We start from the raw sequence: 26144 nt of genomic DNA on the forward strand, positions 1-26144 counted from the left end.
CGGGATCAGGCGTCCGCGTCGAACCCGGCCAGGACCAGCGGCAGCCGGTCCGCGCCGCCGGGGACGACCCGGACCGGAACGCCCCAGTCCTGCTGGTGTACATGGCAGGCGGGGTACTCGTTGGCAGGGTCGTCGTCACACGACGCGGCCATCGCCGAGACATGCAGCACGCCCTCCCCGATCCCGTCCGCGAGAACGACGCGGCGGGCGAGGTCGGTGCCCGCGCCGGCGCCCTCGGCGAGCAGTTCCGGCGGCGTGGCGCTGACCAGCAGCCGGGTCGACGGCCCGTAGCGGGTGTCCAGCTTCTGGCCCGCGGGCGCCTGGAAGACGACGTCGAGCAGCAGTTCGCCGGGGGCGACCTCGGTCGCCTCCCGCCGGGTGCGGTGCGCCACGGACTCGACCCGTACCGCCTCCTCCGGCAGCCGCAGCCGCGTCAGCCGGTGCCGGGCCGACTCCACGACGACGATGTCGTCACCGTCGAGGACCGCGTCGGACGGCTCGCGCAGATCGGTCGCCAGGGTCGTGACCTGTCCGGTCGCGGGATCGTAGCGGCGGAGCGCGTGGTTGTAGGTGTCCGCGACGGCCACCGAGCCGTCGGGCAGCGCGGTGACGCCCAGCGGGTGCTGGAAGAGGGCCTGCGCGGCGTCGCCGTCCCGGTGCCCGAAGTCGAACAGGCCGGTGCCGACGGCGGTACGGACGACGAAACCGCCCCCGCCCTCGCTCCCGCCCTCGTCCCCGTCTCCGTCCTCGGCGCGTTCGACGTAACGCAGCGCGGACGTCTCCGAGTCGGCGACCCAGAGCCGGTCGCCGGCGGCGGCCAGACCGGACGGCTGGGCGAACCACGCCTCCGCCGCGGGCCCGTCCACCAGGCCCTCGTTGGTGGTGCCGGCCGCGACCCCCACGGTGCCGGCGACCGGGTCGTAACTCCACAGTTGGTGGACGCCGGCCATGGCGATCCAGAGCCGGTCCGCGAACCAGGCCAGGTCCCACGGCGACGACAGGTCGACCTCGCGCGCCGGACCGTCGGTGGCCGACCCCTGCCACCACTGACGGCCGGTACCGGCCAGCGTGCCGACCTCGTGGGTCTCCGGGTCGTACACACGCAGCGCGTGGTTGACGGTGTCCGCGACGGCCACCCGGCCGTCCGGCAGCAGCGCGAGCCCCTGCGGCTCGCTGAACCGCGCCGGGCTGTCACCGAACCCCCGCTCGCCCGTCCCGATCCGGCGGACGACGGTCTCGCCGTCCGCGGCGAGCTCGACGAGCTGGTGCCGGGTGGTGTCCGACACCAGGTACGTGCCCCCGGGCAGCGCCAGGGCCTTCCCCGGGAACCGCAGCCCGCCCGCGACCGGCTCCGGCGCCACATAGGGGGTGTCCCCACGCCGCAGCGTCCCCTTCGCCTCGTGCTCCGCCTCCAGCTCGCCGACCAGCGCCTCCAGGGCATGCGCGTGCCCCTCACCCGCGTGCTGCGCCACCACGTACCCCTCGGGGTCGATGACGACCAGCGTGGGCCAGGCGCGGACGGCGTACTGCTTCCAGGTGGCGAGCTCCGGGTCGTCCACTACGGGGTGGTGGACCCCGTACCGCTCGACGGCGTCGACCACGGCCTGGTGCTCGGCCTCGTGCACGAACTTCGGGGAGTGCACCCCGATGATCACCGTGGTGTCCCGGTGCTTCTCCTCCAGCTCCCGGAGCTCGTCCAGGACGTGCAGGCAGTTCACACAGCAGAACGTCCAGAAATCGAGAATCACGATCCGGCCGCGCAGCGCGGCCAGGGACAGCTCCTCCCCTCCGGTGTTCAGCCAGCCGCCCCCACCGACGAGCTCGGGGGCGCGGACACGGGGGCGGCGGGGGGCGGGGGCGGCATCGTTCATGGTTCAAGGGTGCCATTCGTGTGTGAACGCACGATCACGAACACCTGACCGGGTCAGACGGACGGCCCTGCCCGCGCGGCCCGGGCGGGAGTACGCGCGGGCCTCGCCGCCCGCACTCGGACGAGACCGATCCCGGGCTGGACCTTGATGGTGTCCACGGCGTCACTGCTGAGCCACCGGAGCGGCACGACGGTCCGGCGATCGCCCTTCCGCCTGATCACGGCGTTGCCGTCCTTGGCGCGCCCGATGCGCACGAAACCGTGGTCGCGCCGCAGGTCTTCCGCCTGGTGCTCGCCGTGGATCACCCCCTACTTCCTTCCCTTCGCCGTCCTCTGCGGACGCGAGGTCGCGGGAATGCCGCCGCACGGTGCCTCGTGAGGGGAATGTCGGCCGGTGTCATCGCTGCATCCCGTGGGTGTCCCGCAGGTGGGTGTCCCGCCCGGCGGCGTACTGTGCCAGGCACGCGCGCAGTTTCGCGTCCTCCTCTCGGGTGCGAGACCGACCGAGCAGAGCTCGCGTGCGCTGAATCAGGTCGTCCCACCACTCGCACGCTTCGCAGAATGCCCTCATCGTGGCTCCCGGTTCAGCTCGATCACGCGAGCGCGAAGCTTGTCGGTTGGGGTGGCGCGGCGGTATCGCACCGGCTGCCAGGTCCGTCCGTCTTCCACGGGCCGCAGGGTGATCCGGCCCGTGCCGCCGTCCCAGCCGACCACTTTGCCGATGCGGTCGCGATCGGTGTCCACGATCAGCTCAAGCGGCTGGGGGAGCCATCCGTCAACCACGGTGCGCCACCTCCGCGTGCGCCCATCCGGAACGGCGAAGCCGCTCGGCGCGCGCCCAGTCACCGGCCCGCTGAGCGGCGTACCGGGCGTTTGCCAGTCGGGTGCACTCGCGGCACGGTGTGTATGGGTTCGGGACGAAGGCGCTTCCGATGGACATGTGCGTCACGTGACGCCCCCTCGGGTGATCGAATGCAGCTTGGTCATGGCGGCCCGCCTCTTCGGGTGGTTCACGCCCCCACCCCTCGCCGGGATGCGGTCCTGCTTCCGGTCCCTCAAGATCCCGCCCCGAGCGCCGGTCGTATAGGGGCATGGGTGGGGGCAAGTCGCGGTCGAACCGGGGCTTTTGGCTCGGCCGTGGGCATTCGTAGGGGCAAGATGGGCCTATGACCATCGGGGCTTTGATCAGGGATCTGCGCGAGGCGCGCGGATGGTCCCAGGGGCGACTGGCGGACGAGGTCAACGACATCTTCGGGACGACCTTGAGCCGGGAGTACGTCAGCCGTTGGGAGCGTTCCAAGGTGACCCCCGGAGCGTTCTACCTCCGCTGTCTGTCGGCCGTCCTGGACGTTCCCCTGGCGGTTCTTGAAGGCGAAATGAATCGTCGTACGTTCCTGTCCGATGCGGCGGCCACCGCCGTAGCCCCGGTCGTGGCCGCTGACTTGTTGAGTACCGGATTCGCAGCCAGGCTGCGGGGCGGGCCCACCGTCGAGGAGTGGGAAAGCAGGCTGGGCACCTACGGTGCGGACTACATGAGCCTGGGCGCGGCGGACGTGCAACGGCGGGTGGCCGGCGCACTGGTCGCGTTGCAGCAGCAGTTGGACCGTCCGAGGATGTGGGCCGTGGCCGCGCGGCTCATGACGCTCTACGCCAAGACCTTCCCCGGCTCCGACGGGACCAGGACGGTTCAGTGGTACCGCATGGCAGCGGAGGCAGCGGACCGGTCGGGTGACGACGACTCCCGGGTCTGGGTCCGGGGGCGTGCCGCCATCGCCTTGGGGTACGAGGGCGCGTCCCTCGGAGTCGCCGACATACTGGCCGACCAGGCCATGGCGGTATCGGACCGGCCTTCGCTCGGTCTCCTCAACGCTGTCATGGGCAAGGCGCACGCGGCGGCGATCCGAGGGGACCGGGCAACGGCACTCAGCTTGGCGGACCGGGGCCGGCGCATCTTCGACACGGCGGGATCACATGAGCAGACCAGCGATTACGCCGTGCCCTGGTGGCGTATGAACGTATTCCTGTCTCTTCTTCTGGCCCGTCTGGGAGACGAACGGGGAGCCGTGGAGGCTCAGGAAGCGGCACGCCGGGAACTCCCCGCGGAACTCCCCCGGTTCGCCACCCACCTCGAGATGCACCGAGGACTCATGCTCGCGCGGTCCGGGGATCCCTCAGGCGGGGCTTCCTACGCCCGGGCGGCCCTGGAGGCCCTGCCGCCGGAGAAGCACTCCTTGACGCTGCGGCTGCTCATGGCGGAGATCGAACAGGCGTGACGTCCGTCGCTGGGCGAGCTCCTCGTTCGGGGACATGGTCCGTCGCGCGGGGACCGGTGAGCGGCTCCCCGCGACCTGTGGTCGACGGTCCGCATCCCGTCGGCCCGCCCCCGCAGCGCGGGCCCGCTACCGCCCCAGCACCCGGTTCCGCAGGGCCGGGAACTCCTCGCGGGTGCGGGTGACCCGGGTCATGTCCAGGTCGGCGGTGAGGATCTGCTCGTCCGGGCCCGCCTCGGCGAGGGTCTCGCCCCAGGGGTCGACGACGAGGCTGTGGCCCGCCTGCGGCACGCCCGCGTGGGTGCCGGCCGTGCCGCAGGCGAGGACGTACGCCTGGTTTTCGACGGCGCGGGCGCGGGTGAGGAGGGACCAGTGGGGGCGGCGGCGTTCGGGCCAGCCGGCGGGGATGACGAGGGTCTGGGCGCCGGCGTCGATCTGGGCGCGGAAGAGTTCGGGGAAGCGGAGGTCGTAGCAGGTGGCGAGGCCGAGGACGGTGTCCGGGAGGGGGGCGGTGACGATGTCGTGGCCCGCGCTCAGCAGGACGGCCTCGCCCTGGTCGAAGCCGAAGAGGTGGATCTTGCGGTAGGTGCGGGTGAGGGTGCCGTCGGGGGCGAAGAGGAGGGAGGTGTTGAACAGGGCGCCGTCCTCGGCCCGTTCGACGATCGAGCCCGCGTGCAGCCAGACGCCGGCGTCCCGCGCGGCGGCCGACATCGCCGCCGCGGTGGGGCCGTGCACGGGCTCGGCGCCGGCGGCGAAGGAGTCGAACGCGAAGGCGCCGACGGTCCAGAGCTCGGGAAGGACGACCAGGTCACGGCCGTGCTGGGCGCGGATGAGACCGGCCGCGCGCTCGCGGCGGGCCTCCGTGGTCTCCGCCGGGTCCACGGCGAGCTGGATCAGCGAGACGCGCACACTACCACCGCTACCACCACTCTCGGCCCGGGAAACCTCTGCCGTGCTGCTCGTGCGCAGCGTAACTTAACTGGTGAGACCCAGACAGCACTTGCCCCGTACCCATGCCGCCGAACGCACGCACCGCACGAGGGATCACGTGACCGTCCACCCCAGCCTGCAGCCCGCCATCGACGCCTGGACCCATTCCATCGAAGCGATCAACGAGTTGGTGAAACCACTGGCAGAGGGTGACTGGAACCGGCCCACGGACTGCCCGGGCTGGTCGGTGCGGGACGTCGTCTCGCATGTCATCGGGGTGGAGAGCGAGATGCTGGGCGAGCCACGGCCGATCCACACCCTGCCGCGCGACCTCTTCCACGTCACCGACGAGTTCTCGCGCTACGTGGAGGTCCAGGTCGACGTGCGGCGCTGTCACACGGCCCTGGAGATGACCTCCGAACTGGAGTTGACGATCATCCGGCGGTCGCGGCAGTTGCGCAACGAGACGCGGCCTCCGCACGCCCCGGTCCGCTGGCCGCTCGGCAGCGGCCCCGATCGGCCGCTCGAACAGCAGTTGCGGCTGCGGGCCTTCGACGTGTGGGTGCACGAGCAGGACCTGCGGCGCGCCCTGGGCGCACCGGGCAACCTGGACGCGCCGGCCGCGCCGCTGGCCCGGGACATCCTGCTCGCCGGGCTGCCCAGGGTGGTGGCCAAGGAGGCGGGGGCGCCGCCGGGCAGCGCGGTGGTGGTGGACGTCCACGGTCCGGTGGAGTTCCTGCGGACCGTCCGGGTCGACGCGGCGGGGCAGGGCACGCTCGACTCCAGCGTGTCGCTCGGGCCCGCGGTGACGCTCGCCATGGACTGGGAGACGTACCTCCGGCTCGCCTGCGGGCGGGTACGGCCGGAAGGGGTGGCGGACCGGGTCACGATGGAGGGCGACCGGCGGCTGGCGGAGGCGATCCTGCGGGCTTTCGCCGTGACTCCGTAGGTGACTCCGTAGGTGCCTCGCGGGTGACTTCGGTGTGAGTCCGGATGGGCTTCCCCGGGTGAATGCCCGGCGGGGGTGCCCGCCGCCTGATGCGGCGCTATGCCGCTCCCGCCGGCGGCGGCCGGACCGGCGGTGGCAGCGGCGGGCCGGCCGGGTCGGCCCGCATGCCCTGGATCAGCAGCGCGGCGAAGCGCCGTGAGGCGGTCACCGCGGCGGCCGGCGAGGCGGTCCGGATGCCGCCGTTGGCCATGAGCACCATGATCAGGTCGTCCGGGACGAAGTCCGGTCGCAGTTCGCCACTCGCCTTGGCCCGGCGGGCGAGTTCGGCGACCTTGCCCAGGGCCCGCTCCCGGTCGGCGGCGAAGTCGATCGCGTGGGGGAACGCCGAGACGAACGCCGCGGTGAACCCCCGGTCCCGCGCCTGCATTTCACATACCGTCTCGATCACCAGGCGGAAGCCGCGCCATGGGTCGGGATCGGCCAGTCCTTCGTCGACGATGGCCGTGCACGCCGTCATCTGCTCGCGGAAGGCCTCGGTGACCAGCGCCTCCTTGGTCGGAAAGTGCCGGTAGAGGGTGGCGGGTCCGACCTCGGCGCGCCGTGCGATCTCGCGCATCGCCACGTCCGGTCCCCGCTCGGCGAAGGTCGTACGGGCCACGGCGAGGATGCGCTCGCGGTTGTCCCGGGCGTCGGAGCGCGGGGAGTGAGACAAAGGGGCGGCCACCGCTCTCACTTTAGTTATACGGACGGGGTGTTCCGTTAGCGTCCGTCGCCATGCGAGCACTGATGTTCTCCGAATACGGCCCCCCAAGCGTCCTGGAAGTCGCCGACGTACCGGAACCACACGCGGGACCGGGCCGGATCCGGGTGAGCGTACGGGCCTCGGGCCTCACTCCCGCCGACTGCCGCCTCCGTTCGGGCCGGTTCCGCGACGTGGTGCCGCTGCGCCTGCCCCACGTGCTCGGCATGGACGCCGCGGGTGTGGTCGACGAGGTCGGGCCGGGGGTGACCGGAGTCCGGCCGGGCGACGAGGTCTTCGGCATCGTCGACGTCGCGGAACTGGGCGGTGCGAACGCCGAGTACGCCGTCCTGGCGGCCTGGGCGCCGAAGCCGGGCGCGCTGGGCTGGGAGCGGGCGGGCGGCGCGGCCGGGAACGTCGAGACCGCCACGCGGGCCCTCGACCGGCTGAAGGCCGGCGCCGGTACCACCTTGCTGATCGAGGGCGCGGCCGGTGGGGTCGGCACGGTCGCCGTGCAGCTCGCGGCGGCCCGCGGCGCGACCGTCATCGGGACGGCCGGCGCGCACAACCACCGGTTCGTCGCGGGGCTGGGGGCGACGCCGACCACCTACGGGCCCGGGCTGGTCGAGCGGGTCGCCGCCCTGGCACCGGACGGCGTCGACGCCGTCCTGGACTGCGCCGGTTCCGGCTCGCTGCCCGATCTGGTGGACCTCGCCGGAAGCCCGGACCGGGTGGTGACCATCGCCGACATGAACGCCGCGGAGTACGGAGTCCACCACACACGCTCGGCCGGCCCGGGGGCGGACCCGCCGGCGGTCGGGGGGCTCGCCGTGGCCGCCGCCCTCGCCGGTCAGGGCCGCTTCACCGTGCCGGTCGCGGCCGTCTTCGGCCTCGACGACGCGGCCGCGGCCCACCGGTTGAGCGAGACCGGCCACGCCAGGGGAAAGATCGTGCTCATCCCCTGACGCCCTGGTGCGGCGGCGGGGCAGCGTTCGCCCTGTCGCGGTGACGCGCCACCCGGGCAGGGGCCCGGGGCGGCGGGCCACCAGGCGTTCACCGGGCACACGTGGCCGGCGCGGCACAGGGCGGCACTGGGCGGCTCCCTGGGGGGCCGACGCCGGGCGCCGCCGCCCCACCCGCGTCACACCGGTACGTGCACCGTCTCCACCCGCGACGCGACCACCCGTTCGCGCTCCCGCCGCCGGGCCCGTTCGCGCAGCCGCAGGATCTGCGTCAGGCCCACCGCCTGGACGGCGAAGAGGGTGGCGAAGGCGGTCCGGTAGTCGTCCCCGGTGGCGTCGAGGATGACGCCGATGGCCAGCAGGGTGGTGATGGACGCGGTGAAGCCGCCCATGTTGACGATGCCGGACGCCGTGCCCTGCCGCTCCGGCGGGTTGGCGGGCCGGGCGAAATCGAAGCCGATCATGGAGGCCGGGCCGCAGGCGCCGAGCGTCGCGCAGAGGGCGATCAGCAGCCCCATCGGGGCGTGCGGTCCCGGCCAGGTCAGGGTGGCCGCCCAGAGCAGCGCGGTGGCGCTGATGGTGCCGAGGACGAGCGGCAGCCGGGCCGCGTGGTGCCGGGCGACGATCTGGCCGTAGACCAGGCCGACGGCCATGTTCACCAGGACGACGAGGGTGAGCAGCCGGCCCGCGGTCCCCCGGTCCAGCCCCTCCGCCTCGACGAGGAAGGGCATGCCCCAGAGCAGCAGGAAGACGATGGCCGGGAACTGGGTGGTGAAGTGCACCCACATGCCCAGCCGGGTGCCGGGCTCCCGCCAGGCGCGGGTGATCTGCTGCCGGACGTAGCCGGCGGCCGGGTGTCCGGCGGGCTCCGGTTCGTACCCCTCCGGGTGGTCCCGGAGGAAGACCAGGAGCACGACGAGGACGACGACACCGGCCGCCGCGCTGCCGCCGAACGTCGTGGTCCAGCCGCGGGAGTGCAGCAGCGGGGCGAGGACGAGGGTCGAGACGAGGTTGCCCGCCATCCCGAACAGGGCGGCCACCTGGGCGACCATCGGCCCGTGCCGGGCGGGGAACCAGCGGGCGCCGAGTCGCAGGACGCTGATGAACGTCATCGCGTCGCCGCAGCCGAGGAGGGCGCGGGCGGTCAGGGCCGTCCCGTAGGAGTGGGAGAGCGCGAAGCAGAGCTGTCCCGCGGTGAACAGGACGGTGCCGAGGGCGAGCACCTTCTTGGTGCCCATGCGGTCGACCAGCAGGCCGACGGGTATCTGCATGCCCGCGTAGACGAGCAGTTGGAGTATGGAGAACGTCGACAGGGCCGAGGCGTTGATGTGGAACCGCTCGGCCGCGTCGATGCCGGCCACGCCGAGGCTGGTGCGGAAGACGATGGCGACGAAGTAGACGCCGACCCCGACGCCCCAGACCGCCGCCGCCCGCCGGCCGCCCGGCGGGTCCCCGGGCAGGCCGGGACAGGGGGCGGTCATCGGTCGTTCCCCTGGGCGAGCGTGCGGACCCAACTGACGTGCCGGTCGACGACGGCGATGGCCGCCGGCGCGTCCCCGGCCCGCAGGGCCTCCAGGATCTCGGCGTGCTCGGCGATGTTCTTGGCGATGCGGTCCGGGTGGGCGTGCATCGCGGCGACGCCCATCCGGAGCTGGCGGTCGCGCAACTGGTCGTAGAGGCGGGACAGGATCTGGTTGCCGGCGTTGCGGACGATCTCCGCGTGGAAGGCGCGGTCGCTGACCGAGACGGCGGCCAGGTCGCCCTCGGCGGCCTGCCGGCGCATGTCCGCGAGCAGTTCCTCCAACCGGGTGACGAGGGCCGGCGGCGCGGGGACGGCCTTGGCCGCCGCGTGCTTCTCCACCAGCAGCCGGGTCTCCACCACGTCCGCGATCTCCTGGGCGGACACGGCCAGCACGAGCGCCCCCTTCTTCGGGTACAGCTTGAGCAGCCCCTCACCCTCCAGCCGCAGCAGTGCCTCGCGGACGGGCGTCCGGGACACCCCTACGGCCTCCGCCAGCCCGCCCTCCGTGAGGAGCGTCCCCCCGGCGTACCGCCGGTGCAGGACGCCGTCCTTGACGTGGGCGTAGACGCGGTCGGCCGCGGCCGGCCGCCCCGGGGTCGTCGCGGGCGTCGCGGGGGAGGAGGACGTCAGGGACACGGCGGGGGTGGGAGGCATGCACACAGCATAGATACAAGACAGATGCCTGGTGAGGGCATGTCCGCGATCCGGACGGGACGTGGTACGTACCGCGGCGGAGCCGGTCCGGCCGGTTACGGCGGGACCGCGCCCGGGGCCGTTCGGGACCGTTCGGGACCGTTCGGGACCGTTCGGGGGCCTGTCCGGGACCGCGCCCGGTCCGCTGCCGGAATGGTTCAGTCCGGCACCGGGGTGATGAAGACGAAGCGCAGGTCCGGACGCTGTATCGGCAGCAGCACATGGCTGGCCACCCGGATTTCGGCGTAGTCGTGGTACGGCAGCCGGAGCCGGAAGAAGTGGCCGTCGCGGTGCTCGACGACGTCGTGTTCCTCGGCCCAGATGCGGCGGCAGTCCGCGTCGGATTCCAGGACCTCGCGGACGAGGGCCCGCAGTTCGGCGTCGCCCGGGTTGCTGTTGGCGGCGACGCGGAGCATGGCGAGGTAGGCGCGGGCGCAGTTGTCCTCCCAGTCGAGCATCTGCTCGCGGGCCTCGGGGTGCAGCAGGGCCCACCGCATGAGGTTGGCCCCCGGCCGGAGCACCCAGGGGAACCACTCGCCCATCAGACGGTTGGAGGCGACGACGTTCCAGGCGGTGTCGGAGAGGTAGGCGGGGTACGTCGTCTGCTGGACGAGCAGGTCCCGGACGCCCTGCGGGAGTTCGCCGGGCGGGCACGGTGAACCAGGCGGGCGGCGGCCGCAGACGGCGAGGAAGAGTGTCAGCGTCTCGGCGTCGCTCAGCCGCAGCGCGGCGGCGACCCGGAGCAGAAAGCTTTCGGAGAAGTCCTGGCGGCGGCCGGCCTCCAGGGCGCGGTACCAGCCCTCGCTCACCCCGGTGAGCCGGGCGACGTGCCGCTGCGACAGCAGGCGGCCCGGCCGGGGCTGGACGCGGCGCAGCTCGGGAACGGTCCGCGCGTCGACCCGGGCCCGCCAGGCCCGGAGCAGACGGCTGATGGACTCCCCGTCCCCCGCGGGGTCCGGAACACCCCCGTCCCCATGCGCGCCCGCCAAAGGGAGCCTCCTGTCCCGACGCCCGTTCCGACACTGCAAGTGTCGGTCAATCTTAAGTAAATTGCCCTACACGGGCCATTCCACCCTGCCGTCGGAATGGCTCCAGGCCGCTCTGCCATGAACGGAGGGCCCGGACGCCGCCCGCTCCTCACTGGAGGGGGGTGAGGAGTAGGCGCGTCCGGGCCCTCCGTCATGCCGGGCGGCGGAAACCGCACGAAGGCCGGTCCCCGGTACGGACAGCGGCGTGGCAGCCGCCGCCCGCCCCGGGGACCGCTCCCCGTCAGCCCCAGGTCAGCAGCCGCTTCGGGTGCTCCAGGACGGCCGCGATGTCGGCGAGCACCCGCGAGCCCAGCTCCCCGTCCACCAGGCGGTGGTCGAAGGAGAGCGCCAGCGTCGTCACGTGCCGGGGCTTGACCTTGCCCTTGTGCACCCAGGGCTGGAGCTTGATCGCGCCGAAGGCCAGGATCGCGGCCTCGCCCGGGTTGAGGATGGGCGTCCCGGTGTCCACGCCGAACACGCCGACGTTGGTGATGGTGACCGTGCCGCCGGACATGTCCGCCGGGCTGGTCTTCCCCTCGCGCGCCGTGCTCACCAGGTCGGAGAGCGCCCGCGACAGCTCGGGGAGCGTCTTCGCCTGCGCCTCCTTGATGTTGGGCACGATCAGCCCGCGCGGCGTCGCCGCGGCGATGCCCAGGTTGACGTAGTCCTTGCGGACGATCTCCTGGTTCTCCTCGTCCCAGGACGCGTTGATGTCCGGGTTCCGCCGGATGGCCACCAGGAACGCCTTGGCCACCAGCAGCAGCGGGTTGACCCGCAGCCCGGCCATGTCCGGGTCGTCCTTCAGCCGCTGCACGAGCTTCATCGTGCGGGTGACGTCGACGGTGACGAACTCCGTGACGTGCGGCGCGGTGAAGGCACTGGCCACCATCGCCTGCGCGGTCGCCTTGCGGACGCCCTTGACCGGGATCCGGGTCTCCCGCGCGGCCCACACCCCGGCGGAGGACTCGGCCGGGGCGGCGACGCCCGGAACGGCGGCGGCCGGCTCGGGAACCGGCGGGGCGACGCTCGCCTGGTGGGCGGCGTGGACGTCCTCGCGGGTCACGATCCCGTCCGGGCCGCTCGGGCTGACGGACGCGAGGTCGATGCCCAGGTCCTTGGCCAGCTTGCGGACGGGCGGCTTGGCCAGCGGACGGGCGCTGCCCGCGACGGCGGGGGCACCGGTGACCGCAGGGGTGGCGGTGACGGCAGGGGCCGCGGAGGGCTCGGGGACGGCAGCGGGTGCCGCGTGCCCGTTCAGCTCCGCCTGGACGGCCGCGCCGACCGCCGGCGCCTCCGGACGGGCCGCCTTGCGGGGCCGCCGCTTGGTGGACGACGGCGCGGCGCCGTACCCCACCAGGACGGCCTGCCGGCCCTGCCCCTGGCCCTCGCCCTCCGGCGCGGCGGCCGTCTCGGCGTGCGCGGCGGGCTCGGCCGGGGCGCCGGCGACGGTCGGGTCGATCACGCCGGCGGGGGCGGCGGGACCGTCCCCCGGCCGGGTGTCGACCGAGATGATCGCCGTGCCGACGTCGACCGTCACGCCCTCCTCGAAGCGCAGCTCGTGCACCACGCCGTCGAAGGGGATGGGCAGTTCGACGGCGGCCTTGGCCGTCTCGACCTCACAGACCACCTGGCCGTCGGAGACGGTGTCCCCCACCGCCACGTACCACTTGAGGATCTCGGCCTCGGTGAGGCCCTCGCCCACGTCGGGCATCTTGAACTCGCGGAAGCGCTGGTCGCTCGCTGTGCTCGCAGTCATCGTCACGACTCTCCTCAGCCCTCAGTACGCAAGCGCGCGGTCTACGGCGTCGAGCACCCGGTCCAGTCCCGGAAGGTACTCGTCCTCCAGCCGCGACGGGGGGTAGGGGGCGTGGTAGCCGCCGACCCGCAGGACAGGGGCCTCCAGGTGGTAGAAGCAGCGCTCGGTGATCCGGGCCGCGATCTCGGCACCCGAGCCGAAGAAGACCGGGGCCTCGTGCACGACGACGAGCCGGCGGGTGCGCTCCACGGACGCCTGGATGGCGTCGAAGTCGATCGGGGAGACCGAGCGCAGGTCGAGCACCTCCAGGTTCCTGCCCTCCTCGGCGGCGGCCGCGGCCGCCTCCAGACAGGTCTTGACCATGGGCCCGTAGGCGACCAGCGTCAGGTCCGTGCCCTGGCGCACCGTACGGGCGGTGTGCAGCGGGCCCGGGATCGCCTCCTTGTCGACCTCGGACCGGTCGTGGTAGCGGCGCTTGGGCTCGAAGTAGATGACCGGGTCGTCGCTCTGGATGGCCTGCTGGAGCATCCAGTACGCGTCGGACGCGTTCGACGGCGAGACGATCTTCAGACCGGCGACGTGCGCGAACAGTGACTCCGGGGACTCGCTGTGGTGCTCCACGGCCCCGATGGCGCCCCCGTAGGGGATCCGTACGACGACCGGCAGCTTGATCTTGCCGAGCGCGCGGGCGTGCATCTTGGCGAGCTGGGTGACGATCTGGTCGTACGCCGGGAATACGAACCCGTCGAACTGGATCTCCACGACCGGCCGGTAACCGCGCAGGGCCAGGCCGATGGCCGTGCCGACGATGCCGGACTCGGCGAGCGGGGTGTCGATGACCCGGTCCTCGCCGAAGTCCTTCTGCAGCCCGTCGGTGACACGGAAGACGCCGCCGAGCTTGCCCACGTCCTCGCCCATGACGAGGACCTTGGGGTCGTTCTCCAGGGCGGTGCGCAGGGAGGCGTTGATCGCCTTGACGATGGAGAGCTTCTCGGTGGCCATTACTTGCTCTCCTCGTCGGCGAACGAAGCCTGGTAGGCGATGAATTGTTCGCGTTCCTCGTCGACCAGCGCGTGGCCGTCCGCGTAGATGTTCTCGAAGATGGCCGTGCTCTCCGGGTCGGGCATGGTGCGCACGGTGTCGCGGACGCGCTTGGCCAGCGCGTCGCTCTCGGTCTCCAGGGCGGCGAAGAACTCGTCGTCGGCGAGGCCCTCGCGCTCCAGGTGGCGACGGAGGCGGAGGATCGGGTCCTTGGCCTCCCACAGCTCCCGCTCCTCGTCCCGCCGGTAGCGGGTGGGGTCGTCGGAGGTGGTGTGGGCGCCCATCCGGTAGGTGAACGCCTCGACGAAGGTGGGGCCCTGGCCGGTGCGGGCGCGCTCCAGCGCCGCCCGGGTGACGGCGAGGCAGGCCAGCACGTCGTTGCCGTCGACGCGGACGCCCGGGAAGCCGTAGCCCTGGGCGCGGCGGTAGAGGGGCACGCGGGTCTGCTTCTCGGTGGGCTCGGAGATGGCCCACTGGTTGTTCTGGCAGAAGAAGACCACGGGGGCGTTGTAGACGGCGGCGAAGGTGAACGCCTCGGCGACGTCGCCCTGGCTGGTCGCACCGTCGCCGAAGTAGGCGACGACGGCGGAGTCGGCGCCGTCCTTGGTGATGCCCATGGCGTAACCGGTGGCGTGCAGCGCCTGCGAGCCGATGACGATCGTGTAGAGGTGGAAGTTGTTCTCGTTGGGGTCCCAGCCGCCGTTGTTGACGCCGCGGAACATCCCCAGGAGGTTGGTCGGGTCCACGCCCCGGCACCAGGCGACACCGTGCTCGCGGTAGGTCGGGAAGACGTAGTCGTCGTCGCGGGTGGCCCGGCCGGAACCGATCTGGGCGGCCTCCTGGCCCAGCAGGGAGGCCCACAGACCCAGTTCGCCCTGGCGCTGGAGGGTGGTCGCCTCGGCGTCGAAGCGGCGGGTCAGCACCATGTCGCGGTACAGGCCGCGCAGTTCCTCGGGCGACACGTCGATGGCGTAGTCCGGGTGCTCGACCCGCTCGCCCTCGGGCGTCAGCAACTGTACGAGCTCCGGCTCGCCCGCCCCGGCGGCCGGCTTCTTCGCTCCGGCGCGTTTGCCGCCCCGCGGCTTGCGCGCGGCGGTGCTGTCCACGGTCACGTGTGCTCCTCCGTCTGTCCGGCCCCCGGGGTCGCCGGTGGCCGTAGGGGGTCCCCCCCGCCGTGGGGCTGGGGGATGCTCGCCCGCTTCCCGACGGCACACGGGGTGGGTGTGCCGAGGCCGAACCGGGCGTGACAGGTGTCCCGCCGAATGGCCTGCAATATGCACGTTACCCAGTACCCCGCATTCCTGCGAAACCCTCTCTGACCTGCGATTTTGCTTGGATTTCCAAGTAAATCGAGAAAGGGCCGACAAAGCACTGGTCACAGCGTTGCGGGCCGCCCCCGCCGAAGCAGGGTTACCGCCGGAACGACGGCACGTTATCCCGGAGGACAAGAGCAGGGGAAGACTCGATGTGTGAGACTGACACTGTGCGCGAACAAGGAAAAATCACGGTATTTCTGCTCGACGACCACGAAGTCGTGCGGCGTGGCGTTCACGAGATGCTCGCGACGGACGAGGACATCGAGGTCGTCGGAGAGGCCGGTACCGCCGCGGACGCGCTGGTGCGCATTCCCGCCACCCGGCCCGACGTCGCCGTTCTGGACGTTCGCCTTCCGGATGGCAGCGGGGTCGAGGTCTGCCGTGAGATCCGTTCGCACGACCCGGGAATCAAGTGCCTGATGCTCACGTCGTTCGCCGACGACGAGGCGCTATTCGACGCGATCATGGCCGGGGCCTCGGGATATGTACTGAAGGCGATTCGCGGCAATGAGCTGCTGTCCGCCGTCCGGGACGTGGCGGCCGGCAAATCCCTGCTCGACCCCGTGGCGACCGCCCGGGTACTGGAGCGGCTGCGCGACGGCAAGAGCCCGCGCGGCGACGACCGGCTGGCCTCGCTGACGGAACAGGAACGGCGGATCCTCGACCTGATCGGGGAGGGGCTGACGAACCGCGTGATCGGCGAGCGGCTGCACCTCGCGGAGAAGACCATCAAGAATTACGTTTCCAGCCTGCTCTCCAAGCTGGGGATGGAACGGCGTTCGCAGGCCGCGGCCTACGTCGCGCGTCTGCAGGCGGAGAGGCGCTGAGGGGAGCGGGGCCGGCGACACGGTCCACCCGGGGTCCCGTACGGGTGCCCGTTTAGGGACCAACGTCCCGGCCGCGACGGGGCGGGTGGCTCTACGTACACCGGACGTGACGGTGCAGAGTAAGGCGCATGCCCGCACCGGTACCGCCGGCCGCCCCGCCGGCCACAGACGAACACCGAGCACTCGAGCTGCTCGGACGCGCCCCCTATGGGCACCTCTCGGTGACCCTGCGCGCGCTCCCGTTCGTCATCACCACCCGGCACATCGTGTCCGACGGACGGGTGCTGGTGCGACTGCACGGCGGTTACGGCTACAGCCGGGCCTGCGACGGCAGCGTCATCGCGTACAACGCCGACAACTTCGGCGGGCGGGAAGAGGGTGACGAGAACGTCTGGCACGTCCAATTCGTCGGCACCGCGCGGCGTTTCACCCCCGGGCCCGCGGAACTGCTGCGCTTCGGACCGGCGCCGCGGGCGGCGGACAACGCCCCCTTCCTCCCCGAATACCTGTGCATAGAACCGCAGTTCATCACCCTGCACCACCTCGAAGGCGTACCCGCGCGACAGGTCGCACACTCGTCGTGAACTAACATTTGGGACGTGCCGCGCTCACTTGTCCCCCCTGTCGCACCTCCCGACGGCGGCACGCTGCGCACCCTGCTGGGCCGCTACCGGCACGCCGGTGAGCCCCTCGCCTGCGAACCGCTCACCGAGGGCCTCCTCAACCACGGCTACCGGCTCTCCACCAGCCGCGGTCACTTCTTCCTCAAGCACCACCTCGACGGCGACCGGGCCGCCATCGCCCGGCAGCACGCCGCGACCCAGCGGCTCGGCGCCCTCGGCCTGCCGGTCGCCCCGCCGGTGGCGGCGGAGGACGGTTCGACCGTCGCCGTACTCGGCGGCCGCTGCTACGCCCTGCACCCCTGGGTCGAGGGCCGGCACCGCGACGGTGGCGAGCTCACCGCCGCCCAGTCGCGCGGCCTCGGCGCGCTGCTCGGCACGGTCCACGTCAGCCTGGAGACGGTGATGAGGGAGGTCGCCGGGCCGGAGGGAGCGGGGGCCGGGACGGGGGCGTGGGACGCCGTCGCGCCGTCCGGCCGTACGACGGGTGGGGGCGGCGGCGCCCGGGCGGCGGGAGCCGGGACGGCGGGGGGCGCGGGCGCGGGTCCGTGGCCGGGCGCCGGGGCGGGCGCACGGCAGGGGACGCTGACGGCGGTACGGCGGGCGGGGGCCGGGCCGGGGCTCGGGGACGGCTACGGGCCAGGCCCCGGAACGCGTTCCGGGGCGAGGGCGGTGCTCGCGCCCGGCGTCGTCGGGGAAGCGGTGGACGCCGTGCTCCTCGGCGCCCCCGGACGGCGCTCCACGGGCCTCAGGAGCGCGGGACCCGGGGCAGGGGCGTGCCGGGCCCCCGAGAGCGCCCCTGAGGGGTCTCAGGGCGCCCCTGAGAGCGCGGCGCACGCCCCTGACGCACTGGGCAGGACGCCGGACACCCTGGACGTGGCGGCCGACCCCGAGGACACCTACGCGCTCATCGAGGAACTGCTGGTCCTGGTCCGCCGCCGCCCCCGCGACTCCTTCGACGAACTGGCCGAGCACCGCCTCGTCGAACGCCGGGCCCTGCTCGAACGGCACGCGCACCGCCGTCCGCCCCCCGCCGCGACCCCGGCGCGCGGCTGGGTGCACGGCGACTTCCACCCGCTCAACCTGCTGTACCGGGACGCCGAGCCCGCCGCCATCGTCGACTGGGACCGCCTCGGCGTCCGCCCCCGCGCGGAGGAGGCCGTCCGCGCCGCCGTGATCTTCTTCCTGCGCCCCGACGGCACCCTCGACTTCGCGAAGATACGGCCGTACGCCCGCGCCTACCGGCGCACCACCGGCGCCGGCCCCGAGGAGCTCGCGGCGGCGGTGCACCGCGTGTGGTGGGAGCGCCTCAACGACTTCTGGATGCTCCGCTGGCGCTACCAGCTCGGCGACCACCGCGCCGACCCCGGCTTCCCGGCGTCGGCGGCGCTGGCGGTGTGGTGGACGGGCGCGTACGAGGACGTACGGGACGCGTTCACGGACTGAGAGGCCGCCCTGATACGCCACGAGCGGGGACCCGGACAGGCGAAGAGGCGGGGCCGGAGCCCCGCCTCGTGGCGTCAGGGGGTCGTGCCGCCCTCTGTGGTGTTGCTTCCCTGGGACGCGCCCTGGCTGGTCCCCTGCGAGGTGCCCTGGGTCGTTCCCTCGGTGGTGTTCCCCTGGCTGGTCCCCTGGGACGTGCCCTGCGAGGTGCCCTGGCTGGTCCCCTGGCTCGTGCCCTGCGACGTGCCCTGGCTGGTCCCCTGGCTCGTGCCCTGGGACGTGCCCGGCTTGTTGTCCCCGGTCGGCTTGTTGCCGGTCGGTTCGCCCGACGGCTCCTTGGTCGGATCCGTGGTCGGCGGGTTCGTGTAGCGATGCCGCGAACCACCGGTGCTGCTGGAGCTGTCGTTCTCGTCGGAGGTGTCACCCGTCGTGCCGGTCCCCGTGTCGGGTTCGGACGACTTCTCGCGCTTGGGGGTCGAGGAGGAGCCGGTGGGCTCGGGGGTCTTCGACGCGGAGTGGCTCGGCTTCTTGGTCGGGGTCGTCTTCTCGCCCTGCCCGCCCTTGTCGAGCCCCGACAGCGCGTACGCCGCCGCGCCGATCACCACCGCCGCCACCAGCGCCACGATGGCGATGAGCTTGCCGCGGTTGCTCCCGCCGCCGCCCCGCCCGTGCCCGCCCGGCTCGTAGTCGTCGTCGCCGTTGCCGCCCATGCCCTGGGGCAGGATGCGCTGCGGCGAGGTGTCGCCGTGCTGCGGCTGCGCCATGGCCGTGGTCTGGCCCAGGCCGACGCCGCCCAGGACCTGGGTGGCCGCGGCGGCCGGGATCTGGCCGGTGTCCCAGGCGCCGGTGTGACCGCCGGCCTCGTGCAGCATCTGGAGGCTGTACTGGACGAGCGAGCGCATCTCCTCGGCGCTCTGGAACCGGTCGTCCGGGTCCTTGGCCAGGGAGCGCATGACGAGCCCGTCGAGCTCCGGCGGGACGGAGTCCAGCACCTGGGACGGCGGGACCGGATTGTCCTGAACGTGCTGGTAGACGACGGAAAGCGGGGTTTCGCCGGTGAACGGCGGGCGCAGCGCCAGCAGTTCGTACAGCATGCAGCCGGTCGCGTAGAGGTCGGAGCGGGCGTCGACGGTCTTGCCGAGGGCCTGCTCGGGCGACAGGTACTGCGGGGTGCCCATGACCATGCCGGTCTGGGTCATGGTGGACGCGGCACCGTGCAGGGCACGGGCGATGCCGAAGTCCATCACCTTGACGGCGCCGTTGTTGGTGATGATGACGTTGGCGGGCTTGATGTCGCGGTGCACGATGCCGTGCTGGTGGCTGTAGGCCAGCGCGTCGAGCACGCCGGAGACGATGATGAGCGCCTGCTCGGGCGGCGGCGCCTCCGCGTTGAGCAACAGGTCGCGGATCGTGCGGCCTTCAACCAGTTCCATGACGATGTACGGCACGGTCTGGCGACCGACGATGTCCTCGCCGGAGTCGTACACGGCCACGACGGCGTGGTGGTTCAGTCCGGCGACGGACTGTGCCTCGCGGGTGAAGCGGGCCTTGGAGACCGGGTCCTCGGCCAGGTCGGCGCGGAGCAGCTTGACCGCCACGGTGCGGCCGAGGCGCACGTCCTCGGCTGCGAAGACCTCGGCCATGCCGCCGCGGCCCAGCCGGTGGGTGAGACGGTAGCGGCCGTCGCCGACCACGCCGCCGTTACCCCACATTTCCGGCACATCGGGCATTCCGCCCCCGTTGGCGTCAGGGTCGGACGGACCCTGGGCGCTCTGCGTCTGTGCCATCAGTCCTCGCCGTCGTGTCTGGCCGCTCGCGGGGGCCAAGCCTTGGGGCAGTGCTCACGCTGCTGAGCCGTACGCGGAGCAATGCAGTCTTCCGATAAGGCACGCTACAGGTTCCGCGACGCGCGCCGGTCGGGGATGGACGGGCAATCAAACCCGCAGCGGCCCGGGCAAGGCAAATTCCGTGACGGCTTGTCGCGCATCCGGTCACGGAACGGGCACGCGGCTTGACGTGCCCCTGGCCTGCGGCACACTTGGCCGGGATACGTGTCCGGCCGGTTGGATCCGGCCGGATCCAACCTATGAGCCGGGCCCGGCCCGGGTGTCGCGTCACCGACCGACGCCGGTCGGCGCCGAGGGGGAAGCAAGAGCATGAGCCAGGACGGCGCACAGGGCCGCTACGCGGGACGGGCCGTCGGCGGCGGCCGCTACCAGTTGCGCGACCTGCTCGGCGAGGGCGGCATGGCCTCCGTACACCTCGCGTACGACTCGGTGCTCGACCGCCAGGTCGCCGTCAAGACCCTCCACACGGAACTCGGCCGGGAGTCGTCCTTCCGCGAGCGCTTCCGCCGCGAGGCCCAGGCCGTGGCCAAGCTCACGCACACCAACATCGTCTCCGTCTTCGACACCGGCGAGGACGCGCTCGACGGCTCGACGGTGCCGTACATCGTCATGGAGTACATCGAGGGCAAGCCGCTGCGCTCCGTCCTCGACGCGGACGTGGCGCGGTACGGCGCCATGCCCACGGAGAAGGCACTGAAGATCACGGCCGACGTGCTGGCCGCGCTCGAGGTCAGCCACGAGATGGGCCTGGTCCACCGGGACATCAAGCCCGGCAACGTGATGATGACCAAGCGTGATGTGGTCAAGGTCATGGACTTCGGCATCGCCCGTGCCATGCAGTCGGGGGTCACCTCGATGACGCAGACGGGCATGGTCGTCGGCACCCCGCAGTACCTCTCCCCCGAGCAGGCCCTGGGCCGCGGCGTGGACGCGCGCTCCGACCTGTATTCGGTCGGCATCATGCTCTTCGAGCTGCTGACCGGCCGGCTGCCCTTCGACGCGGACTCGCCGCTGGCCATCGCGTACGCGCACGTCCAGGAGGAGCCGGTCGCGCCCTCCACGATCAACCGCTCGATCCCGCCGGCGGTGGACGCCCTGGTGGCCCGGGCGCTGAAGAAGAACCCGAACGAGCGCTTCCCCAGCGCCGCCGCCATGCGGGACGAGTGCGCGCGGGTGGCCGGCACGGCCCGGACGGCCGGCTCGCCGGTGATCTCCGGCGACGCGCCCGCCCCGGGCAGCGGCGCGGGGGTCTCCTCGGCGGTCTTCCCGCCGGTGGACCAGCAGGCGGTGCCGGGTCCGGGCATCCAGTCCGTGCAGACGCCGTACCAGGCACCGCACCAGCAGAACCCCTACGGGGGATACGCCTCCGGATACCCGACGCCGGCTCCGGGGCCGGGCGCCGGGCCCGTACCCGCTCCGGGGTACCAGACGCCGCCGCCGTACCAGACCGTCCCGTCGTCCCCGCCCGCCGGCGCGCCCTCGTCCGGCTCGGGGGGCGGCGGCAAGGGCAACAAGCCGGTCATCATCGGGTCGGCGATCGTCGCCGTGCTGGCGGTCGTCGCCGTGGTCGCCGTCGTCACCCTCAAGAACAAGGACGACGAGCCGGCCAAGGCGGACGGCCCGGTCGTCCGGGTCTCCAACTCCGCCAACCCGGCGGGCGGCTCCGCCGGAGGTTCGTCCGGCGGATCTTCCGGCGGCTCGGCCGGCGGCGGCACCGGCGGGACGACGACGGAGTCCACCGGCGGCGGGGGGACGAACACCGCGAAGCAGCACAAGGAAGGCGACAAGTCGCGGGGCATCGAGCCCGAGAAGTGCACCCAGGCGCGCGACAGCTTCCTGGACAAGACGAAGAAGAGCATGCCGGACGTCAGCTTCCTCAACGTCGAGTCGGTGAAGAAGTGCTTCAACGACGCCGGTTGGAAGTACCGCGAGGACAAGCAGAACGAGAACGTCTTCGGCAAGGGCACCGTCGTGATGCAGAGCCCGCAGAAGTACGACGCGTTCGACCCGAAGACGACGACGATCGTCATCACGGTCTCGACGGGCGACCCGGCGTCCTGACGGGGGCGGTCCGGGCGGACCGCCGCGGGTCCGCCCGGACCGCGAACCGCCGGACTGCGGTGGGACGCCGGAGGCCGGCTGCCGCGCGTGGCGGTGACCGGCCTCGACTGTCTTCCGCGCCCCCTACGGGTGACGCGCCCCTTACGGGGGTTACGGGCCCCTTACGGGGTGAGGGGCACCCACAGGATGGAGGCGCCTCCAGGGCGGAGGGCCCTCAGCCAGGCCGGGCCCCTTACGGGTCACAGGTAAGGGTTACAGATACGGACCCGAGCGCGCCCCCTGCTGGGAACGGCCGCCGCCGTCGCCCTCGTCGTCGCCCAGACCGGCCGGGAGGGCGCGGCGCATCTGCTCCAACTGCGCCCGGGCCGCCATCTGCTGGGCGAACAGCGCCGTCTGGATACCGTGGAAGAGCCCTTCCAGCCAGCCGACCAACTGGGCCTGGGCGATGCGGAGTTCGGCCTCGGTGGGGATGTTGTCGTCGGTGAAGGGGAGCGACAGGCGCTCCAGCTCCTCCACGAGCTCGGGGGCGAGCCCGTCTTCCAGCTCCTTGACGGAGCTGTGGTGGATCTCCTTGAGCCGGACCCGGCTCGCCTCGTCCAGAGGCGCGGCGCGTACTTCCTCCAGCAACTGCTTGATCATGCTTCCGATACGCATGACCTTCGCGGGCTGTTCGACCTGCTCCGTCACGGGGACCTCGCGCGACTCGTCGTCACCCGCCCCGCCGCCGGGGCTGGTGCTGCCGAGAGCCATGCCGTCCGGGCCTACGACCAGGATGTGCGGGCTCTCCTGCGACCGTTCGTTCCTCGGCATATCCATGCCGCCATTCTCTCGCACAGATGATTTCCCCCTGGTGATGCCCCCGTACGCGTCTGATCCACCGGAGCTCGTCGGCGCGCCGTCGCGGTCGCGCACCCCCGCGCGCCCGCACGGACGCACGGACGGGCAGGCGGACGGGCGGACGGGCAAGCGGGCAGGCGGACGAGGGCATTCGGTCAGCGCCGGCGGAGGCGCAGGGCGAGGAAGCCCAGGCCCAGGCCGGTGAGGGTCATGCCGGTGCCCAGGGGCAGCACGCGCATCACGGGCTCCTCGTCCGGGGTGGTCCGCCCGCCGCCGCCTTCGGCCCGGGCGGGCACGGGCCCCGGCGGGCGTTCCGGGACAAGCTGCGCCGGGGTCCAGGCGGGCTCGGGTTCGAGGCCGGCGTCAGGGTCGGCGGCGCCGGTCCCGTAGGGGTCGGGCTCCGCCCCGGAAGGGTTCTCGGTGGTCTCAGGGGCGCGTCCGGGATGCGCGCGCCCCTGACCCGCGACCGTCCCGGCGAGGCGTCCCGCATCGGTGGCCGAGGCGCCCGCCGAAGGCGGTGAGGGGGCGGGCTGCGCGAGGGCCGGGGGCGAGGCGAGGGGCGCGGACGGGCCGAGCGGCCGGGGTGCCCCCGCCGGGGGCGGCAGCGGGGCCTGGGGGGCGAGAGGCACGGACGGAGCCAGGGGCGTCGACGCTTCGGGAGACAGCGGCGCCAGAGGCGTCAGGGGTGGCACCGGCGACGCGAGTGGTCCAGGAGGCGCCAAGGACACGGACGGCACGGGTGGGCCGACCTCGGCCCGTGCCGCGGCCGCCGGGCCGGCGAGAACGCCCGTCAGCGCCACGCCGGCCAAGGCCGCCACGACGGCCCGGCGCCCGGCCGCCCGAAACGACGCCAGGAGCGCCCGGAGTGCCCGGGGCGCCCCGGGCACTCCGGGCGCGCAAGGCGGCGGGAGCGACGGAAGCCGCAGAAGCCGCGGAAGCGCCGAAAGCCCCCAGGGCAGCCGCGCCCGGACGACGGGAGGCGTGTCGGCGATCGAATCGATCACCCGTCCACCGTCACACGCCCGCACCACCCGGGCACGCCGGGCGGCCGGACGGGTGACGGCGGCACCGACGACGACACCGGCGGCGCCGCGACCGTGCCGGCGCTCACCGGCCGCACAGAGGCCGCTTAGAGGCCACGCACAGGCCCCTGATCGCCCTGGCCCGCCGGCCGCTGCGCCTCAGCCGGTGGTGAGCAGCACCTTCCCCACGTGGGAGCTGTCCTCGACGACCCGGTGCGCCTCGGCCGCGTCCCGCAGCGGCATCGTCCGGTCGACGACGGGACGGACCCGGCCGCCCGAGACAAGGGGCCAGACGTGCTCCCGCACGGCCGCGATGATCGCCGCCTTCTCGGCGAGCGGCCGGGAGCGGAGGGTGGTCCCCATGACGGCGGCCCGCTTGGTCAGCAGCTTGCCCAGGTCGAGTTCGGCCTTCCGGCCGCCCTGCAGACCGATGATGGCGAGACGGCCGTTGACGGCCAGGACGTCGATGTTCCGGTCCAGGTACTTGGCGCCCATGATGTCGAGGACGACGTCGGCGCCGGCGCCGCCCGTCACCTTGTGGATCTCCTCGACGAAGTCCTGCTCCCGGTAGTCGACGAGGATGTCGGCGCCGAGCTCGCGGCAGCGCTCCAGCTTCTCCCGGCTCCCGGCGGTGACCGCGACCCGCGCCCCGACCGCCTTGGCGAGCTGGACGGCCATGGTGCCGATGCCGCTGCCGCCGCCGTGCACGAGCAGCGTCTCGCCGGGCCGCAGGTGGGCGAGCATGAACACGTTCGACCAGACCGTGGCGGTGACCTCGGGCAGGGCTGCGGCGGTCACGACGTCCAACCCGTCGGGCACGGGCAGCAACTGGCCGACGGGAACGGCGACCTTCTCCGCGTAACCGCCGCCGGAGAGCAGCGCGCAGACCTCGTCGCCGACCGCCCAGCCGCTCACCCCGGGGCCGAGGGCCGTGATCCGGCCGGAGCACTCCAGGCCCGGGTACGGGGAGGCGCCGGGCGGCGGGTCGTAGTACCCCTGACGCTGCACCACGTCGGCGCGGTTCACGGCCGTCGCGACGACCTCGACCAGCACTTCCCCCTCACCGGGCACGGGATCGGGGACCTCGGACCAGACGAGCGCGTCGGGTCCGCCGGGCTCGGGAATGGTGATCGCATACATGACGCGAGGCTACTCCCCACAGGCCGGGCCCCCCAGGGGACGGCCGCGCGTATGCCACACGCCGGGCCCCCATCAGGGATCATGGGCGGGTGCCGAACCCACCGTCCTCCGCGCCCCGGAACCGGATGACCGGCGGCAGCCGCCTCCAGGAGCCCCCGGACATCCCGGACCACCACAGGGGCGGCAGGCTGCTCCTCAAATCGCTCTGGCGCCGCACCCGGGCCGAGGCCGAGGACGCGGAGGCGGGCCGCTCCATCGTGCTGCCCGTCCAACGCGTCACCGCGCCGCTGCAACAGGTGCTGCGGCGACTGGTGATGGCCCTGGTGGTGCTGGTGCTGACCACCCTCGTGGTGTGGCTGGACAGCGACGGCTACCACGACAACGCGGGCGGCCCGGTCGGCTTCGTCGACGCCGCGTACTACGCCACCGTCACCCTGTCGACCACCGGATACGGCGACATCACGCCGGTGAGCGACGCGGCCCGGCTGACCAACATCTTCGTCGTCACCCCCCTGCGGGTGCTGTTCCTGATCATCCTGGTCGGCACCACGCTGGAAGTGCTGACCGAGCGGACGCGCCACCAGGTCCGCATACACCGTTGGAGGTCCCGGATGCGCGACCACACCGTCGTCATCGGCTACGGCACCAAAGGCCGGCACACGATCGAGACGCTGATCGGCCAGGGCCGGCCGAAGGACCGGATCGTCGTCGTCGACCCGCAGAAGAAGGCCGTGGACGCCGCCGCCTGCGACGGGATCGTGGGCGTCGTCGGCGACGGCACCCGCTCCGACACCCTCCTCCGCGCCGAACTCCAGAACGCCTCCCACGTGGTGATCACCACCGAACGGGACGACACCGCCGCCCTCGTCACCCTGACGGCCCGTCAGCTCAACAAGCGCGCCACGATCGTCGTCGCCGTCCGCGAGGACGAGAACGTCCCGCTGCTGCGGCAGAGCGGCGCGAACACGGTGGTGACCAGCTCCAGTTCCGCCGGGCGCATGCTCGGCATGTCGATGGTCAGCCCGTACGTCGGCACCGTCATGGAGGACCTGCTGACCTACGGCACCGGCCTGGACGTGGTCGACCGCCCGGTCACCAAGGCGGAGGCGGGCCGCTCCCCCCGCGACTGCGCCGACCTCGTCGTCGCCGTCGTCCGCGGCCACCGCCTCCTGAACTTCACCGACCCGGAGGCGAACCCCCTCCGCCTCACCGACCGCGTCATCACCATCCGCCAGGCGGCGGGGGCCGCCGAGTAGCGGAGCGGGGGTACG

23 protein-coding genes are annotated in these 26144 nt (G+C 72.8%); 8 read left to right on the forward strand and 15 right to left on the reverse strand.

Going from position 1 to position 26144, the window contains the following annotated elements; translation table 11 throughout:
- Nucleotides 1-5: 5 nt before the first annotated feature.
- From ACZ6X9_RS27945 to ACZ6X9_RS27955, 3 genes are all read right to left on the reverse strand, one after another.
- On the reverse strand, nt 6-1871 hold the full coding sequence (locus ACZ6X9_RS27945; RefSeq protein WP_469780766.1) for an NHL domain-containing thioredoxin family protein: 1866 nt from the start codon (nt 1869-1871) through the stop codon (nt 6-8).
- A 53-nt stretch (nt 1872-1924) separates the two neighbouring features.
- Nucleotides 1925-2176, reverse strand: coding sequence for a hypothetical protein (locus ACZ6X9_RS27950; RefSeq protein ID WP_469780767.1), 252 nt, complete (start codon nt 2174-2176; stop codon nt 1925-1927).
- A 261-nt stretch (nt 2177-2437) separates the two neighbouring features.
- The gene (locus ACZ6X9_RS27955) at nt 2438-2653 is read right to left on the reverse strand and encodes a hypothetical protein (RefSeq protein ID WP_469780768.1); all 216 of its coding nucleotides are present in this window, start codon (nt 2651-2653) and stop codon (nt 2438-2440) included.
- Between the two features lie 383 nt (nt 2654-3036).
- Here ACZ6X9_RS27955 and ACZ6X9_RS27960 point away from each other — a divergent pair, with 383 nt between their 5' ends.
- On the forward strand, nt 3037-4143 hold the full coding sequence (locus ACZ6X9_RS27960; RefSeq protein WP_469780769.1) for a helix-turn-helix domain-containing protein: 1107 nt from the start codon (nt 3037-3039) through the stop codon (nt 4141-4143).
- 126 nt (nt 4144-4269) lie between these two features.
- Here the strand turns inward: ACZ6X9_RS27960 and ACZ6X9_RS27965 are convergent, their stop codons facing one another.
- Nucleotides 4270-5049, reverse strand: a complete 780-nt coding sequence (locus ACZ6X9_RS27965) for a carbon-nitrogen family hydrolase (protein ID WP_469780770.1) — start codon at nt 5047-5049, stop codon at nt 4270-4272.
- 139 nt (nt 5050-5188) lie between these two features.
- Here ACZ6X9_RS27965 and ACZ6X9_RS27970 point away from each other — a divergent pair, with 139 nt between their 5' ends.
- Nucleotides 5189-6019, forward strand: a complete 831-nt coding sequence (locus tag ACZ6X9_RS27970; RefSeq protein ID WP_469780771.1) for a maleylpyruvate isomerase family mycothiol-dependent enzyme — start codon at nt 5189-5191, stop codon at nt 6017-6019.
- A 97-nt stretch (nt 6020-6116) separates the two neighbouring features.
- Here the strand turns inward: ACZ6X9_RS27970 and ACZ6X9_RS27975 are convergent, their stop codons facing one another.
- Entirely contained in the window at nt 6117-6752 is a 636-nt protein-coding gene (locus tag ACZ6X9_RS27975) for a TetR/AcrR family transcriptional regulator (protein ID WP_469780772.1), read from the reverse strand.
- Nucleotides 6753-6793: 41 nt separating this feature from the next.
- On the opposite strand from ACZ6X9_RS27975, the gene ACZ6X9_RS27980 reads away from it, so the two are divergent.
- Complete coding sequence (locus ACZ6X9_RS27980) at nt 6794-7723, forward strand: NADP-dependent oxidoreductase (RefSeq protein ID WP_469780773.1); 930 nt, start codon at nt 6794-6796, stop codon at nt 7721-7723.
- A 176-nt stretch (nt 7724-7899) separates the two neighbouring features.
- Here ACZ6X9_RS27980 and ACZ6X9_RS27985 read toward each other — a convergent pair whose 3' ends face one another.
- The 6 genes from ACZ6X9_RS27985 to pdhA all read right to left on the reverse strand — a co-directional run bounded on the left by ACZ6X9_RS27985 (nt 7900) and on the right by pdhA (nt 14872).
- Entirely contained in the window at nt 7900-9201 is a 1302-nt protein-coding gene (locus ACZ6X9_RS27985) for an MFS transporter (protein WP_469780774.1), read from the reverse strand.
- On the reverse strand, nt 9198-9896 hold the full coding sequence (locus ACZ6X9_RS27990; protein WP_469780775.1) for a GntR family transcriptional regulator: 699 nt from the start codon (nt 9894-9896) through the stop codon (nt 9198-9200). Before ACZ6X9_RS27990 ends, ACZ6X9_RS27985 begins: the two co-directional genes overlap by 4 nt.
- A 197-nt stretch (nt 9897-10093) precedes the next feature.
- A complete protein-coding gene (locus tag ACZ6X9_RS27995; protein WP_469780776.1) occupies nt 10094-10924 on the reverse strand; it encodes a helix-turn-helix transcriptional regulator in 831 nt (276 codons plus the stop codon).
- A gap of 280 nt (nt 10925-11204) precedes the next feature.
- Nucleotides 11205-12719: a dihydrolipoamide acetyltransferase family protein gene (locus tag ACZ6X9_RS28000; RefSeq protein ID WP_469780777.1), complete on the reverse strand. Its 1515-nt coding sequence runs from the start codon at nt 12717-12719 to the stop codon at nt 11205-11207.
- A gap of 21 nt (nt 12720-12740) precedes the next feature.
- A complete protein-coding gene (locus tag ACZ6X9_RS28005; protein WP_469780778.1) occupies nt 12741-13721 on the reverse strand; it encodes an alpha-ketoacid dehydrogenase subunit beta in 981 nt (326 codons plus the stop codon).
- Nucleotides 13721-14872 (reverse strand): pyruvate dehydrogenase (acetyl-transferring) E1 component subunit alpha, encoded by a 1152-nt coding sequence (gene pdhA, locus ACZ6X9_RS28010; RefSeq protein ID WP_469780779.1) that lies wholly within the window; start codon nt 14870-14872, stop codon nt 13721-13723. The genes ACZ6X9_RS28005 and pdhA overlap by 1 nt, the downstream gene beginning before the upstream one ends.
- 371 nt (nt 14873-15243) lie before the next feature.
- On the opposite strand from pdhA, the gene ACZ6X9_RS28015 reads away from it, so the two are divergent.
- From ACZ6X9_RS28015 to ACZ6X9_RS28025, 3 genes are all read left to right on the forward strand, one after another.
- Nucleotides 15244-15903, forward strand: coding sequence for a response regulator (locus tag ACZ6X9_RS28015; protein ID WP_469780780.1), 660 nt, complete (start codon nt 15244-15246; stop codon nt 15901-15903).
- Nucleotides 15904-16031: 128 nt separating this feature from the next.
- Nucleotides 16032-16487 carry a pyridoxamine 5'-phosphate oxidase family protein gene (locus ACZ6X9_RS28020; RefSeq protein ID WP_469780781.1) on the forward strand — a complete coding sequence of 152 codons (456 nt, stop codon included), beginning with the start codon at nt 16032-16034 and terminating at the stop codon, nt 16485-16487.
- Between the two features lie 15 nt (nt 16488-16502).
- The gene (locus tag ACZ6X9_RS28025) at nt 16503-17969 is read left to right on the forward strand and encodes a phosphotransferase (RefSeq protein WP_469780782.1); all 1467 of its coding nucleotides are present in this window, start codon (nt 16503-16505) and stop codon (nt 17967-17969) included.
- A 74-nt stretch (nt 17970-18043) separates the two neighbouring features.
- Here ACZ6X9_RS28025 and ACZ6X9_RS28030 read toward each other — a convergent pair whose 3' ends face one another.
- On the reverse strand, nt 18044-19753 hold the full coding sequence (locus ACZ6X9_RS28030) for a protein kinase domain-containing protein (RefSeq protein WP_469780783.1): 1710 nt from the start codon (nt 19751-19753) through the stop codon (nt 18044-18046).
- 369 nt (nt 19754-20122) lie between these two features.
- Between ACZ6X9_RS28030 and ACZ6X9_RS28035 the strand changes: the two genes are divergently transcribed.
- Complete coding sequence (locus ACZ6X9_RS28035; RefSeq protein ID WP_469780784.1) at nt 20123-21874, forward strand: Stk1 family PASTA domain-containing Ser/Thr kinase; 1752 nt, start codon at nt 20123-20125, stop codon at nt 21872-21874.
- Between the two features lie 252 nt (nt 21875-22126).
- Here ACZ6X9_RS28035 and ACZ6X9_RS28040 read toward each other — a convergent pair whose 3' ends face one another.
- The 3 genes from ACZ6X9_RS28040 to ACZ6X9_RS28050 all read right to left on the reverse strand — a co-directional run bounded on the left by ACZ6X9_RS28040 (nt 22127) and on the right by ACZ6X9_RS28050 (nt 24873).
- A complete protein-coding gene (locus tag ACZ6X9_RS28040) occupies nt 22127-22690 on the reverse strand; it encodes a bacterial proteasome activator family protein (protein WP_469780785.1) in 564 nt (187 codons plus the stop codon).
- A 176-nt stretch (nt 22691-22866) separates the two neighbouring features.
- Nucleotides 22867-23340, reverse strand: a complete 474-nt coding sequence (locus ACZ6X9_RS28045) for a hypothetical protein (RefSeq protein ID WP_469780786.1) — start codon at nt 23338-23340, stop codon at nt 22867-22869.
- A gap of 552 nt (nt 23341-23892) precedes the next feature.
- The gene (locus ACZ6X9_RS28050; RefSeq protein WP_469780787.1) at nt 23893-24873 is read right to left on the reverse strand and encodes an NAD(P)H-quinone oxidoreductase; all 981 of its coding nucleotides are present in this window, start codon (nt 24871-24873) and stop codon (nt 23893-23895) included.
- A gap of 89 nt (nt 24874-24962) precedes the next feature.
- Here ACZ6X9_RS28050 and ACZ6X9_RS28055 point away from each other — a divergent pair, with 89 nt between their 5' ends.
- A complete protein-coding gene (locus ACZ6X9_RS28055) occupies nt 24963-26129 on the forward strand; it encodes a potassium channel family protein (RefSeq protein WP_469780788.1) in 1167 nt (388 codons plus the stop codon).
- Nucleotides 26130-26144 lie beyond the last annotated feature (15 nt).

The sequence above is a fragment of the Streptomyces sp. NPDC052910 genome, assembly GCF_055585605.1.

Excerpts from the sequence above, each read along its gene's own strand:
- ACZ6X9_RS27945 (WP_469780766.1), bottom strand. The coding sequence starts at position 1,871 with ATGAACGATGCCGCCCCCGCCCCCCGCCGCCCCCGTGTCCGCGCCCCC.
- ACZ6X9_RS27960 (WP_469780769.1), top strand. The coding sequence starts at position 3,037 with ATGACCATCGGGGCTTTGATCAGGGATCTGCGCGAGGCGCGCGGATGG.
- ACZ6X9_RS27980 (WP_469780773.1), top strand. The coding sequence starts at position 6,794 with ATGCGAGCACTGATGTTCTCCGAATACGGCCCCCCAAGCGTCCTGGAA.
- ACZ6X9_RS27985 (WP_469780774.1), bottom strand. The coding sequence starts at position 9,201 with ATGACCGCCCCCTGTCCCGGCCTGCCCGGGGACCCGCCGGGCGGCCGG.
- ACZ6X9_RS27990 (WP_469780775.1), bottom strand. The coding sequence starts at position 9,896 with ATGCCTCCCACCCCCGCCGTGTCCCTGACGTCCTCCTCCCCCGCGACG.
- ACZ6X9_RS28000 (WP_469780777.1), bottom strand. The coding sequence starts at position 12,719 with ATGACTGCGAGCACAGCGAGCGACCAGCGCTTCCGCGAGTTCAAGATG.
- ACZ6X9_RS28005 (WP_469780778.1), bottom strand. The coding sequence starts at position 13,721 with ATGGCCACCGAGAAGCTCTCCATCGTCAAGGCGATCAACGCCTCCCTG.
- ACZ6X9_RS28020 (WP_469780781.1), top strand. The coding sequence starts at position 16,032 with ATGCCCGCACCGGTACCGCCGGCCGCCCCGCCGGCCACAGACGAACAC.
- ACZ6X9_RS28030 (WP_469780783.1), bottom strand. The coding sequence starts at position 19,753 with ATGGCACAGACGCAGAGCGCCCAGGGTCCGTCCGACCCTGACGCCAAC.
- ACZ6X9_RS28035 (WP_469780784.1), top strand. The coding sequence starts at position 20,123 with ATGAGCCAGGACGGCGCACAGGGCCGCTACGCGGGACGGGCCGTCGGC.
- ACZ6X9_RS28040 (WP_469780785.1), bottom strand. The coding sequence starts at position 22,690 with ATGGATATGCCGAGGAACGAACGGTCGCAGGAGAGCCCGCACATCCTG.
- ACZ6X9_RS28050 (WP_469780787.1), bottom strand. The coding sequence starts at position 24,873 with ATGTATGCGATCACCATTCCCGAGCCCGGCGGACCCGACGCGCTCGTC.